Origin of the sequence: Citrobacter sp. JGM124 (assembly GCF_018257795.1) — a bacterium.
Lineage (GTDB): Bacteria > Pseudomonadota > Gammaproteobacteria > Enterobacterales > Enterobacteriaceae > JGM124.
Map to the genome: position 1 here is coordinate 63,089 of NZ_JAERJD010000005.1, position 14,190 is coordinate 77,278.

At 50.5% G+C, this 14,190-nt stretch carries 9 protein-coding genes, 1 tRNA gene and 1 pseudogene; 2 read left to right on the plus strand and 9 right to left on the minus strand.

Annotation, left to right across the window (positions count from 1 at the left end):
- Window positions 1-36 precede the first annotated feature (36 nt).
- A complete protein-coding gene (locus JK154_RS08215) occupies window positions 37-987 on the plus strand; it encodes a hypothetical protein (RefSeq protein WP_211992042.1) in 951 nt (316 codons plus the stop codon).
- 143 nt (window positions 988-1,130) lie between these two features.
- On the opposite strand, the gene JK154_RS08220 is transcribed toward JK154_RS08215, so the two are convergent.
- The 6 genes and pseudogenes from JK154_RS08220 to JK154_RS08245 form a co-directional block, all read right to left on the minus strand.
- A complete protein-coding gene (locus JK154_RS08220) occupies window positions 1,131-1,724 on the minus strand; it encodes a hypothetical protein (protein ID WP_211992043.1) in 594 nt (197 codons plus the stop codon).
- Between the two features lie 515 nt (window positions 1,725-2,239).
- Window positions 2,240-3,601 (minus strand): TolC family protein, encoded by a 1,362-nt coding sequence (locus JK154_RS08225; protein WP_211992044.1) that lies wholly within the window; start codon window positions 3,599-3,601, stop codon window positions 2,240-2,242.
- On the minus strand, window positions 3,601-6,711 hold the full coding sequence (locus JK154_RS08230) for an efflux RND transporter permease subunit (protein WP_211992045.1): 3,111 nt from the start codon (window positions 6,709-6,711) through the stop codon (window positions 3,601-3,603). Before JK154_RS08230 ends, JK154_RS08225 begins: the two co-directional genes overlap by 1 nt.
- Window positions 6,711-7,833: pseudogene (locus JK154_RS08235) on the minus strand (efflux RND transporter periplasmic adaptor subunit). The gene JK154_RS08230 and the pseudogene JK154_RS08235 overlap by 1 nt, the downstream one beginning before the upstream one ends.
- 130 nt (window positions 7,834-7,963) lie before the next feature.
- On the minus strand, window positions 7,964-8,533 hold the full coding sequence (locus JK154_RS08240) for a TetR/AcrR family transcriptional regulator (protein WP_211992046.1): 570 nt from the start codon (window positions 8,531-8,533) through the stop codon (window positions 7,964-7,966).
- Window positions 8,534-9,125: 592 nt separating this feature from the next.
- A tRNA-Ile gene (locus JK154_RS08245) sits at window positions 9,126-9,202 on the minus strand.
- A 124-nt stretch (window positions 9,203-9,326) separates the two neighbouring features.
- On the opposite strand from JK154_RS08245, the gene mug reads away from it, so the two are divergent.
- On the plus strand, window positions 9,327-9,833 hold the full coding sequence (mug, locus tag JK154_RS08250) for a G/U mismatch-specific DNA glycosylase (RefSeq protein ID WP_211992047.1): 507 nt from the start codon (window positions 9,327-9,329) through the stop codon (window positions 9,831-9,833).
- Window positions 9,834-9,949: 116 nt separating this feature from the next.
- Here mug and rpoD read toward each other — a convergent pair whose 3' ends face one another.
- From rpoD to rpsU, 3 genes are all read right to left on the minus strand, one after another.
- Window positions 9,950-11,794, minus strand: a complete 1,845-nt coding sequence (gene rpoD, locus JK154_RS08255; RefSeq protein ID WP_211992048.1) for an RNA polymerase sigma factor RpoD — start codon at window positions 11,792-11,794, stop codon at window positions 9,950-9,952.
- 153 nt (window positions 11,795-11,947) lie between these two features.
- On the minus strand, window positions 11,948-13,693 hold the full coding sequence (dnaG, locus tag JK154_RS08260; RefSeq protein ID WP_211992049.1) for a DNA primase: 1,746 nt from the start codon (window positions 13,691-13,693) through the stop codon (window positions 11,948-11,950).
- 157 nt (window positions 13,694-13,850) lie between these two features.
- Window positions 13,851-14,066, minus strand: a complete 216-nt coding sequence (gene rpsU, locus JK154_RS08265) for a 30S ribosomal protein S21 (RefSeq protein WP_001144069.1) — start codon at window positions 14,064-14,066, stop codon at window positions 13,851-13,853.
- Between the last annotated feature and the right edge of the window lie 124 nt (window positions 14,067-14,190).

Here is a 14,190-nt window from a genome sequence, read left to right on the forward strand (position 1 = left end):
CACAAGAGTAAGAGCAGGGGAGCAGTGCGCCATCAGATGAAAGGCTTAATTGTTAAAAATATGATACATATATTACAAACGCTGACTATGACCAGGCAGATAACGATAAATATTTATACAGGGGCATATATGCTGAACAAAGGGATCTCAAAAATATCTCTTATCGTATTTCCTTTTTTAACATTAGGATGCACTCAAGGGCAGGGGATTCATTCTTTCCCTTCTCCCACCAAGGGAGAGCCTATCCAGTCATATTTTGCAAAGCTGGTTAATGCTGATAGTGTGGAGAGGCGTAATGACTTGGGCACTGAGAATGTTGAGATCTACCAGGCAGAGAACTTGAAACATAATCTGAACGGTATTGCAGCTTATGCCGGTGCGGTGTGGACCGCCAGATTTAATTCCAGTATTAAAGACTATTGTCTGCTGAATGGCATGAAAACGATCAAAACCACGGATGAATTTATTGCCGTCGACAGAGGTGTTCGCTGCACAGGAGACACTGAGGAAATATATTCCTATGTATCGTCAGGTATTCAGAACATTTCGATTATTGTCGGAATAAAAGGTACCGATGAAATGTTAGGTTATATTGCCAAGTATGGTGGGGGGGCTACTCTTTCCCCGGCAGAGCTACAGCAGGCGACCAAATATAACAATCTTATTGCCAGATCCAAAGAGCGCGATAAAAAGTATAATGAATGGCTCGCTGGGCAGAATTTTTTAAAGAAAAGATATGCTGAGTATCGTAGTTTGCTGGCCAGTAAAACTCTTGAAGGGTCAACGATGTGTAAGGATATCGGTGGCAATCTGACTGAATATGCCATTGTCACTCAGAAATATAATAATGATCGGCTGAAAATTGATATTACACAGTTGCTCAGACGTTCTAATACGACGCGCAACACAGCAGGTTTTGCACCCTATACCGATGTCATCGCTTTAAACCGCGATCAGCAATGGTTTTTCTGTGAAAAGCTCAATTAGCCCCTCCCTGATATTTTCTGATTCGCATCTGCAAGGTTAAAGCTCCTGCTGTGAGCCATACAATACAGGACGTTCCCCCTGGATGGTGGGGGCTTGATCCTGCCGGCTATTCGCGGTATTCCATAGGGCTGGAGTGTATCCCTTCAATATTCACAAGTTAATAAGCGCACCCAGTCCGGATTATTTAAAACTCGCACCAATGGCCGCAAACGCCCCCTTACATATTCTATCAATGCACTTTCGCTCATTTCAGAAGCCCTGGCGTTAAACACCGGAATGGCCTCGTCGAAAAGTTCCCAGTACAAGCCTGAAAGCATACTTGTCATACGTGCAAAAGCGCCAGGCGGATTATCAAGACAATATTGTGTAAAGAGCGTGAGTCGAGCCTCAATTTCCAGGCGGGAGCTGGCCTCAGTCAAGTGGTCTAACTGCAAACGAAGCCAGATCATTGCGCTCTCATACAGGGATGGGCTCTGAATCCCTTTCTCGCGCAGGTACATCAGTAAATATTTGTCCACTGCAGTGATATCGGGTGTTGAGTCCAGCCCTAATGAGGCAAGGATGAGCAGCAGAGTCGAGTCTGAACCGGCAATAACCTCCCTTTCTGCCCAGGCGATAACGGCATGGCAAAACTCGTCTGATGTGATGGTCCCAACCTTATGTCGAAACACCTGCAGGCAAAGCAGTTCCCGCAAACTGTATTGATACGCTGAATTTTCCATCTTCAGTATGCTCATTTCCCGCTGCCTGGTAAGAGAGTCCTAACGGTATAGGATATGTTCTCCGAGGGAAACTGTTTAAATATTCCTGTGGGTGATCAACTGACGGCCCCCAGTGGCACAGAAAGAGGCCTCTGTTGTGAACGACAGGACTCACCTGTATCGGGTATCCGGCCTGGCCGTCAGGGCATAAACATAAGGCCGGATTAAGAGTCTGTCTCACCGGGCTATCTTATTTTCCACTTTGACCCCGGGCCGTGCTCAGTAACCTCAGGTACTGCCTGTGCACAGCACGTCTTCCTCACTGTTCGTGGCCAACCTCTCTGTAATAACAGCACCGGGTGGGGTCGGCTCTAAACTGGCCCCGCCTTGCGCTGAACCCCTCAACAATCAGGGCCGGGAAGTGTACTGCCCAGCCCTGAGACAGGAGAGAATGATGGCGTCTGAACATCATGACCTGTGGGCAGCCTTTACTCCGTGCAGGCTTGTGATATCTAACGCTAATATTTTGCCCTGCCTGGTGAACAATGCGCTCACATGCCGCCTCCCAATGACTGCCAGAGTGTTATCCGGTTATCAAAGTCAGCCTGCTGCAGGGTTATCCATGATGCCTGTGCCGTCCAGAGGGCGCGTTGTGCTGTCAGCACGGTGAGATAATCGCCGCTACCTGCCTGATAGCGGCGGGTCGCCACATCCAGAGTGGTCTGTTCTGCAGCCACATACTGGCGTTGAGCATCGAGCTGTTCACCCAGTGTTTCACGACGAGCCAGGGCGTTAGCGACATCTTTGAAGGCGCTCTGGATCGTTTTTTCATAGGTGGCAATCAGGCCTGTTTTCTCTGCTTCTGCATAGCGCAATTGTGCCATATTGTTGCCGCCACTGAAGAGCGGCAGCGTCACTGACGGGGAAAATGACCAGATCTTCATCCCATGACTGAACAGGGATGACAGTGAGTCACTACCCACACCCGCGCTGGTGGTGAGGGAGACTGTGGGAAAGAAATTGGCACGTGCCGCGCCGATACTGGCATTGGCACTCTTCAGGTTGTGCTCTGCCTCCTGAATATCTGGCCGGCGTAGCAGCACGGCGGAACTGACACCGGCCGGAACGAGCTGAATCGCATTGTCAGGGAGGCTGTCCAGGGTGCCTGGCAACAGTTCTGCCGGCACTGTGTCCCCGGCCAGCAAATTCAGGGCATTTTTATCCTGCGTCACCAGGGTCTGGTAACTGGCGACACTGGCCCGGGCTTGTTGGTAAACCGCCATGGCTTCACTAATATCTGTCGCGGCGGCAACACCGGCAGCCTGCTGGCGGCGGACAATATCCAACGACTGACCCGCGCTGTTCATTGTTGATTGGGCCAGCGTCAGGTTGTTGTTATCGGCTGCCAGTGTGATCCAGGCCGTGGTTAGCTCACTGACCATTGTCAGCCGAGTATTCTGGGCAGTAAATTCACTGGCAAGCCAGGTTTCCCGTGCCGCACGTGACAGGCTTTGATTACGGCCGAACAGATCCAGCTCGAAGCTGGATACTGTGCCACTGGCTTGATCACTGGTGCTGATCCCATTGGCCAGGGTACTGCTACGTGTATGGCTGAGTCCTGCGTCCAGGGTCGGGAAAAGGGAGGATCGTGTTTCACCATACTGTGCCCGGGCAGCGTCAATATCAGCAATCGCTTTGCGGACATCACGGTTGCTGTTCAGCGCCATGGTAATCAGACGGTTGAGCCGTGTGTCATTCATCACCTGTTGCCAGCGGCTGGCCAACTGGCGGTTTTCGTCCTGCCCACCCGGCAGTGTTGCAGGGATGGGGGACACGGGACGCTGATAGGTAGGATCTAATGAGACACACCCGGTACTTAGCAGGATGATCATCACCAAAGAAAGACGGAACATTATGGCCTCCGGTTAGCGGATTTACCGGAGAACAGATGTTTCACCAGTACAAAGAATAACGGCACGAAGAAAATAGCCAGAATGGTGGCCGCCAGCGTCCCGCCGATAATACCTGTCCCGATGGCAACCCGACTGTTGGCGCCTGCGCCAGTGGCGACAGCCAGTGGCATAACCCCGGCAATAAATGCCAGTGAGGTCATAAGAATAGGTCTCAGACGCGTCTGGGCGGCTCGGATCGCAGCTCGTGACAGGGAATAACCTTCGACAACAGCGGCCTCGGCAAACTCAACAATAAGAATGGCATTTTTCGATGACAGTCCGATGGTGGTCAGCAGGGCTACCTGGAAGTAGACATCATTATTGAGTCCCCGTACTGATGCCGCCAGGGCGGCTCCGAGGACCCCGAGTGGTATCACTAAAATAACGGACACTGGCACTGACCAACTTTCATACAGTGCGGCAAGGCACAAGAAGACCACCATGATGGAGAGAGCATACAGGGTGACAGCCTGACCACTGGCCATTTTCTCTTGCAGGGAGAGGCCACTCCATGCCCAGGTTGTGCCAGCGGGCAGGGCATTTGCCAGCGCTTCCATACGGGACATGGCGGTACCAGAACTGGTATTACTGGCATTCTCTCCCTGAATTTCATAGGCCGCGGCACCGTTGTAACGTACCAGACTTTCCGGGCCATATTCCCAGTGTGTGGTGGCAAAAGCAGAGAACGGGGTCATCGAATTGTCGCTGCCGCGCACATACCATTTACTCAGGTCTGACGGGGCAGCACGTGATGCACTATCACCCTGAATGTATACTTTTTTTACCCGACCGCGATCGATGAAATCGTTAACATAGGTTCCGCCCCAGGCACTGGAAAGGGTCGCGCTGACATCACTCAGAGAAAGCCCCATTGAGACGGCTTTATTGTTATCAATATCGACTTGCAGCTGTGGTGTTTGCGGCAGATCGTTGGCACGCACAGCATGCAATGCACTATCCTGACTTGCCTCGCGGATCAGCTGATTACGGCGTTGAAGTAATGTGTCCCTATCCGTGCCCCCCGTCGACATCAGCTCGAAGGTGAAACCGTTACTTTGCCCCAGTCCATCGACCGCCGGTGGCGTCATAGCGAAAACACTGGCATCACGGATTTTACTGAGATCCTGTGTTGCGCGCAGGGCTATCGCCTGGGCGGTGTTGGCATCTCCCTTACGCTGAGACCAGTTTTTCAGAGAAACGAAAGCCATTCCTGCATTCTGGCCGCTGCCACTGAAGCTGAACCCCTCGACAGTAAAGATAACATCGACATTCGCTTTTTCTTTGGTAAGGAACCAGTCGCGAACCTGGCGGCTGACTTCTGCAGTCCGAACGGCTGTGGCACCTGCTGGCAGGGTATACTGGACCATGATCTCGCCCTGATCTTCAGCAGGCAAGAAGCTGCCTGGCAGCTTTAACATCGTCAGTCCCATGGCTGCGCACAGCAGCATATAAATCAATAACATTCCACCACAGCGGCGCAGGACACGCAGTAATCTGTTCTGATAGCTGTGCTCTGTCCGTTGATAAAAGCGATTGAATGCCCCAAAAAAACCGTGATTATGTGGCACCGGTGGTCGGAGCAGGGTGCCACATAGCGCTGGGGTCAGTGTCAGTGCAACCACGACTGACAGCATCATTGCTGAAATAATGGTGACAGAAAACTGGCGATAGATAACCCCTGTGGACCCCCCAAAGAACGACATGGGCAGAAACACAGCCGACAGTACCAGTGCGATAGCTACCAGTGCACCAGATATTTCGCCCATCGATTTCTCGGTCGCTTCGCGGGCGGGCAGGCCCTCGTCGCGCATAATGCGTTCCACATTTTCAACGACGACAATGGCGTCATCCACCAGTAAGCCGATAGCCAGAACCATGGCAAAGAGGGTCAGTGTGTTAATGGAGTAACCGAACATGGCCAGCACACCGAATGTGCCCAGCAGCACCACTGGCACGGCCAGGGCGGGGATCAGTGTGGCACGAATATTCTGCAGGAACAGGTACATCACGACCACGACCAGCAAAATAGCTTCAAACAGGGTCTGAATCACATCCTCAACGGAAATTTTAATGAATTCAGTACTGTCTTTGGGGTAGGCCACGTCGTAGCCAGTTGGCATTGAGCTTCTGAACTCGGCAATTTTATTCTTAACAGCGGTGGCGGTATCAAGCGTATTGGCACCAGGGGCAAGCATCACCGCCATCCCCGCAGCCGGGTGACCATTTAGTTTCGCTGTCGCACTGTAATCCTCACTGCCCATTTCAACGTGGGCAATGTCGGAAAGGCGTACCACGGCCCCATTCGACTGGCTTTTAACGATAATATTTTTAAACTGATCCACATTCTGCAGGCGTGACTGGGCTCGAACCGTCGCGGTCAGCTGCTGTGTGGATGATGACGGCAGTGCGCCAATTTTACCGGCAGAGACCTGCACATTCTGTGCCTCAATGGCACTTTCCACATCTGATGGCATCAGTGAATAGGTTGCAAGCTTCGCGGGATCCAGCCATATCCGCATGGCGTACTCTGCCCCAAAGACTTGCAGGCTGCCGACCCCGGCGACACGCGCCAGCGGATCCTGCATGTTGCTCACTAACCAGTCGGCAATATCCGAACTGCTGGCGCTGTCGGTTTTATCGTAGATCCCCATAATCAGCAGGAAGTTACTCTGGGATTTCTGGACTGTGATACCGGCCTGTTGCACCTCTGTTGGCAATCGGGATTCGGCCTGTTGTACTTTATTCTGGACCTGAACTTGGGCAATATCTGCATCGGTCCCCTGATCAAAGGTGACATTGATACTGACTGTGCCGTCTGAGCTGCTGGTGGAGGTGAAATACAGCAGGTTATCCAGCCCTGTGAGTTGTTGCTCAATCACCTGGGTTACACTATTTTCCAGGGTCTGGGCTGAAGCCCCGGTATAGGTAGCGGAGATCCTGATCGACGGCGGAGCCACATCCGGATATTGAGAAACGGGCAAGGTACGGATCGCCAGGACCCCGGCCAGCATAATTAAAATGGCAATGACCCAGGCAAAAACGGGGCGGCGAACAAAAAAACGGGAAAACATCAGGACTGACCTCCGTTTTCATTAACCGTTTCAGGTTTGACCGTCTGTCCCACAGAGACCTTATCAGTGCCCTCGACAATCAGGCGGTCACCGGACTGTAGCCCACTGAGAACCAACCACTTATCTCCATAGGTGTTTCCAGTTTCCAGCTGACGCCGTTCCACTTTATTTTGTGCGTCGACCACCAGGGCGGTGGCATTGCCCTTCGCATCGCGAGTGATGCCCTGCTGGGGGGCGAGAATGGCATTATTCATGATTCCCTCATCAACACCGGCACGGACAAACATCCCAGGCAGTAATTGGTGCTGAGGATTCGGAAAAATAGCCCGTAAGGTTACCGAGCCCGTTGACTCATCCACGGCAACTTCCGTCAGTTCAAGTTTACCTTTTTCACTGTAAACACTGCCATCTTCCAGGGGCAGGGTCACATCCAGGGTATTGCTGTTTGTTGCCAGGCCCTGTTTACGCAGGTGCAGTAATTCAGCCATCGGCCGGGTTAAGTCGACATACATGGTATCAAGGCCGCGAATCGTGGTAAGGGCGGTTGTCTGCTGTGCAATAACCAGGGCACCTGGTGTGACCGTGGAGATACTTATCCGTCCTGAAATCGGGGCGGTAATCGTAGTCCAGTTGAGGTTAATACGCGCACTTTCCAGCGCTGCTTTTTTTGACGCAATACTGGCTTTGTCCTGAAGACAGGCCGATTGAGCATCTTCCGCATCCTGCCGAGATACCCCGTTATCTTTTACCAGCTGTGCATAACGACGGGCTTTCTGGCAGTCGGTATCGGCCAGCGCCTGTGCCTGTTTTACGGCTGATGTCGCTTCATCAAAAGCGGCACGATAACTTGCCGGATCAATCTGGTACAGGGGCTGCCCAGCGCTGACGGTGGCTCCTTCGGTAAACAGACGCTTCTGGATAATGCCGCTGACCTGGGGGCGGATCTCTGCGCTGAGGGATGCGGCGGTTCTGCCAATCAGGTCGCTGACCACGGCAACGGGCTGTTGGGTGATGGTCACGACGCCTACCTCGGTCAGGGGCTGTGAAGGGGGGGGGGATTGGTGCATCATCGCACCCTGCCAGAAGGCATAATGCGACAACAGAAAGGGTAATGGTTCTCATATTATTTCCAAGTGAATCGTGCATAGCTATCCATAAAGGAACAAACGGCATGGCTAAATACTGCGCCCCATCTTCCAGACGGGAAAATCATCACCGGGCGATGGGGACGCTCAAGACGGGACAGGTCTGATTAATCAGGCTGCAAGAGCCGTTCAACGATGCCCTGATAAAGCATTTCCAGATCTTCCGGATCCACTTTCTGCGGGGTCAGTCTCCGGTATGTAGACCCCTCCATCATGACGGCCATCACTTCAACGGCACAGCGCAGACGCGTGTCACTCAGCTCCGAGTACTGTGCTTTCAGGTGGCTGAAAGCTTTGTTGAACATGCGACTGTCCGCTTCAGCAAACATGGCTGCAACCCGCGGATTACGGCTAGCCTCGGCAGACATTTCGAGCAGTAGTGCATCATCTTCACTGTTTAACGTTTGTCGCCATGCCAGCATTTTGGGCATCATGCTGGTCTGCATTTTATCATCCAGACTGGCGATACGATGGTCGATGATCCGCCGGATCATCTCCTCAATGATTGCCTCTTTATTACTGAAGTAGCGATAGATTTGCCCGACGCTTAACCTCGCCTCGGCGGCGATTTGCGACATGCTTGCGGCATGGAATCCACTGATCCGGAAACAGCGACGTACTGCGGCGATAATCTCGTCCTGGCGGTGTTTTTTCCGTTCATCAATTTTCGTGCTCATAGTGTTTTCCGTATCTGCAATTCAAAAGTGAGAATGATCATTCTCACTTTTGAATTATACGACCTTCTACAGTGACGAAAAATGGTTTTTACATTTCATGTAATCTAGTGGGGAAAAAAGAATAATTAATGAAGACAAAAAGAATTATTGATGGAGAGAAAAAAGACAGAACCTGATAAATGCCTGATGCGGGAAAAGGCGGTGATACGTGGACGACGGTCGGCATGGGCTTATCAACGTTTCAGCAAAAGCGTGGTATTAGCCGGGCCCTGGAGGCCAGTGCTGATTTTGGGCATACGGCCAATCGCTGGTGCACGTCTATGACTCGGTGGACAGGGCGGGTAACGCAAACAGGATGAAAGACGAGATGTATTGCAGCCCTAAATAACGGTGTAAAAAGCTGATGATGTGGCCAGCGATCCCAGGCTAAAAAAGAGTAAGCAGAATGTGAGCGTGTGATGTGCTGGAAACGTTTGGGTGGCTATCAACAGAGTTTAAAAACTCTGTCGCCACTTTGTAGTTAATAATTCATGAGGCAATAAAAAAGCCACTCGGCAGAGTGGCTTAATATGCTGATTGATCAGCTAAAATTTGGTGGCCCCTGCTGGACTTGAACCAGCGACCAAGCGATTATGAGTCGCCTGCTCTAACCAACTGAGCTAAGGGGCCGTGGGGCAGGATTATAATGTAACTGATAGCAGCAATCCAGCGCTTCGTGTTTATCTGCTGGTTTTATAAACAAATAAGAATCAGAATCTTATACTTTGGCAGAATGTGATGAAAGGATGTGGTCATGATCAGTGATATTTTAGTACCAGAGCTACGGGTAGTGTTTTGTGGCATTAATCCAGGCAAGACATCTGCACATACGGGTTTTCATTTTGCTCATGCCAGTAATCGTTTCTGGAAGGTGATTTACCAGGCCGGTTTTACTGACAGATTACTGGCGCCTGAGGAGGAACAACACCTTCTGGATACGCGTTGTGGTATTACCGTGCTGGTAGAACGTCCAACGGTTCAGGCGAATGAGGTAAAACTTGCGGAGTTGCGTGCTGGTGCACAGACGCTGACACAAAAGATGCTGGAGTACCAGCCAGGTGTGTTGGCGGTTCTGGGTAAACAGGCGTTTGAGCAGGCATTTAATCAGCGCGGTGCTAAATGGGGAAAGCAGTCGTTAGTGATTGGGGAAACGGAAGTGTGGGTGTTACCTTCGACCAGTGGTCTTAGCAGAATGACGTTTGAGCAGCTGGTGAGTGCTTATCGGGAACTGGAAGACTCGTTAGTGGCCCGGGGAAGGTGAGAAGGCAAGTATCGTCATGATAAGGGGAAAATAAAAAAGCCTGAACCAGGATAACCAGGGTCAGGCTTTTTTTAATGCTGAATGTTTACGGCTCTGTTCAGCGATATGTCAGAAAACTAGTCATCCAGGAAGCTGCGCAGGACTTCTGAACGGCTAGGGTGACGCAGTTTGCGCAGTGCTTTCGCTTCGATCTGACGGATACGCTCACGGGTAACGTCAAACTGCTTGCCAACTTCTTCCAAAGTATGGTCAGTGTTCATGTCGATACCAAAACGCATACGCAGGACTTTTGCTTCACGAGCAGTCAGGCCAGCGAGAACGTCATGAGTTGCAGAACGCAGACTTTCGGAGGTGGCCGAATCCAGCGGCAGTTCGAGGGTCGTATCCTCGATAAAATCCCCCAGATGCGAATCTTCATCATCACCGATAGGTGTTTCCATGGAGATTGGCTCTTTGGCAATTTTCAGCACCTTACGGATTTTGTCTTCCGGCATCAGCATACGTTCAGCCAGCTCTTCCGGTGTTGGTTCACGTCCCATTTCTTGCAGCATCTGACGGGAGATACGGTTGAGTTTGTTAATGGTCTCAATCATATGAACCGGGATACGGATGGTACGTGCCTGGTCAGCAATAGAACGGGTAATTGCCTGACGAATCCACCAGGTTGCATAGGTTGAGAACTTATAACCGCGACGGTATTCAAACTTATCAACTGCCTTCATCAGGCCGATGTTACCTTCCTGAATCAGATCGAGGAACTGCAGACCACGGTTGGTGTATTTCTTGGCAATAGAAATAACCAGACGTAAGTTTGCTTCAACCATCTCTTTTTTCGCCCGGCGTGCTTTCGCTTCACCGATAGACATACGACGGTTGATATCTTTAACCTGTTCAATTGTCAGACCGGTTTCTTCTTCAATACCTTGCAGTTTTTGCAGACTGCGCAGCACATCTTCAGAAACGTCGTGCAGTTTCTCAGACCATGGTTTATTCATGGCGATAGCGGCATTGAACCAGGTTTCACTGGTTTCATTATTGGTAAACAGTGTAATGAAGTTTTTCTTTGGCATCTTACACTGTTCAACACACATCTTCATGATCAGACGTTCTTGAGTACGAACGCGATCCATCATGGTACGCATGCTGTTTACCAGATAATCGAACTGCTTCGGTACCAGGCGGAACTGTTTAAAGACTTCCGATAACTGCAAGATTTCAGCCGCGGCATCCGCGTGGCTGCGACCTTTTGCCTTGATAGTGTCACGTGCTAGCTCATACTGGCGACGCAGGTCACCGAACTTCTCACGAGCGAGTTCCGGGTCGATGCTGTTATCATCATCGGCGTTATCGTCGTCAGAATCGTCATCGTCATCGTCGTCGTCATCCATATCTTCCTGGGACAACTCCGAGCCGACGTGGGTTGCTGTTGGCGCCAAGTCTTCTTCGGCATTAGGATCAACAAAACCAGTAATAAGATCCGAAAGACGAGCCTCTTCTGCTTCGACGCGATCATACTGCTCCAGCAGATAGGTGATCGCTTCTGGGTATTCAGCAACTGAACACTGTACCTGGTTAATGCCTTCTTCGATACGCTTCGCGATATCGATCTCACCCTCACGGGTTAACAGCTCAACAGTCCCCATTTCGCGCATGTACATGCGCACAGGGTCCGTAGTGCGTCCTATTTCAGACTCTACGCTCGACAGAACTTGAGCAGCGGCTTCTTCTGCATCTTCGTCGGTACTATTGGAGTTTTCAGCAAGCAACAGGTCATCGGCATCAGGGGCTTCTTCCATTACCTGAATGCCCATGTCGTTGATCATTTGGATGATATCTTCGATCTGATCTGAGTCGACGATATCTTCCGGCAGATGGTCATTGACCTCGGCATAGGTCAGATAGCCTTGCTCCTTACCACGCTGGACAAGAAGCTTAAGCTGTGACTGCGGGTTTTGCTCCATAAGACGGTATCCACACTTCAGTATTAGGGTTTGAGTTGGTAGAGATTGCCACCAACAATAGCATTACGAGGGCTGATTTATTTTATTGCCGCAGCCCGTCTGTGCGGCGTTCGGGTTAAACCCGATCAATGTTCGGCAGTAAAGCCGCGAATTTTACTTTTTAGCGCGTGATTCTGTTATCACACGAACTTCTTCACGTTCTGATGGCGTTAATCCGCCAGTACGAGAACGTGCAATTAATTCTGTCAGCCTTAACTCAAGCACTGAGTCAAACATGTGATCCAGTGAGTCAGTAAAGGTTTGTTCTGCAATGTCCCTATCAGCTATATCGTCCCAAGTTGAGAGTTTTTCAAGGGTCGCGGCTTCATTTTTGCCGCGATACTGCTCAATAAGTTGCCCTGTGGTGATTCCTGGCTGGGCTAAACAAGTATTGACCAGTTCAATAAATAACCCCAGCCCAGGAAGTTTCTGGGTATCCAGTCCGTTCAACGATGGTACAAGCTGGGATAATTCAGGATTTTGCAGTAACAATCCTATAAGTATACGCATGGTTGTACGTTTTAGCTGCGGAGTCGGGCGAGAAAAAGTGCTTTCTGTATTTTTTGGGAGCAATTTTTCAAGCTGGTTATCGTCTAAAATACCGAGTTTATTACCTAATTCCTGGCGCAGATAAATACGCAGGGTGTCACCGGGAACCTGCCCAATTAACGGCAGTGCCAGCGTACTTAAACGTGCAGTACCGTCCGGCGTACTTAAATCAACCTGTGGTAACAGGGTATTAAATAAGAAGGTAGAGAGCGGCTGAGCTTGCTCTATTCTGGCCTCAAAAGCCGCTTTTCCTTCCTTTCGCACCAAGGTGTCCGGGTCTTCGCCATCAGGCAGGAACATAAAACGTAGCTGACGACCATCCGTCATATAAGGCAGAGCGGTTTCCAGTGCACGCCATGCAGCGTCGCGTCCGGCGCGGTCACCGTCATAGCAACAGATAACATTATCTGTTGCACGAAACAGTAGCTGAATATGTTCAGCAGTGGTGGCGGTTCCTAGTGAAGCAACTGCATAGGAGATGCCGTATTGTGCCAATGCCACTACGTCCATATAGCCTTCGACAACAAGCAGCCGAGCAGGTTCCGGATGACTTTGCTGCGCTTCATAAAGGCCATACAACTGACGACCTTTATGAAATATATCGGTTTCTGGCGAGTTCAGATATTTCGGTTGAGCATCGCCCAACACACGGCCGCCAAAACCAATAACTCTTCCTCGTTTATCGCGTATTGGAAACATTACGCGTTCGCGGAAGCGATCGTAACAACGCCCCTGATCATTAGTGACCAGCATTCCAGCATCCGTTAATGACTGGCGATTTTCAGCATCACCACCAAAACGTTTCAGGACGTTATCCCAGCCTGCTGGCGCGTAACCAATGGCAAAACGTGTCGTAACTTCAGCACTTAATCCACGAGCGGAAAGATACTGACGGGCTTTTTCAGCCTGCTTAACCTTTAACGATTGCTGATAAAACTCACTCAAACCCGTCATCAACTGATACAACGTTTGACGCTGATGACGTTCAATTTGACTGGGGCCATTACCGGCTTCATAGGGGATTTCAAGGTTATGCATCGTCGCGAGTTCTTCAACGCTTTCGACAAAGTCCAGCTTGTCGTAATTCATTAAAAAATCGAGCGCATTACCGTGAGCACCACAACCGAAGCAGTGATAAAACTGCTTTTCACCATTTACGGTGAAAGAGGGGGTTTTCTCGTTATGGAATGGGCAACACGCATGATAGTTTTTACCCTGCTTTTTTAGCTTCACACGAGCATCGATTAGGTCGATGATATCGGTGCGAGCAATTAAGTCATTGATAAAAACACGCGGAATTCGTCCAGCCATAGGCCCCATATGCTATATCCGTCATCTTTCAGGCGGGTGCCGGAAAGCTCAAGGATATGTCAGTGTGTATAAACGAGAATAAGCCGCGCATTCCTTTCGGAAGCACGGCCTTTATAACAACTACTCTGTCTGAAAAGAGGACGAAATCCTCAGGAGACTAGTACAGACGAGTGCGGCGTGCGTTTTCGCGAGCCAATTTCTTCGCGTGACGTTTCACAGCAGAAGCTTTAGCGCGTTTACGCTCAGTCGTTGGTTTTTCATAGAACTCGCGACGACGAACTTCTGCCAAAACACCTGCTTTCTCACAAGAACGTTTGAAGCGACGCAGTGCTACGTCGAACGGCTCGTTTTCACGTACTTTAATTACCGGCATGTAACTCTCACCTTTAATAATTCGGTTTGCTGCTGGCCACGTGCCAGCTTAATTCAAAATGGTGCGGAATTTTACTGCAACTCTTGCCGCATTGTAAAGCACCGAACGCGATAAACCCGCCTTT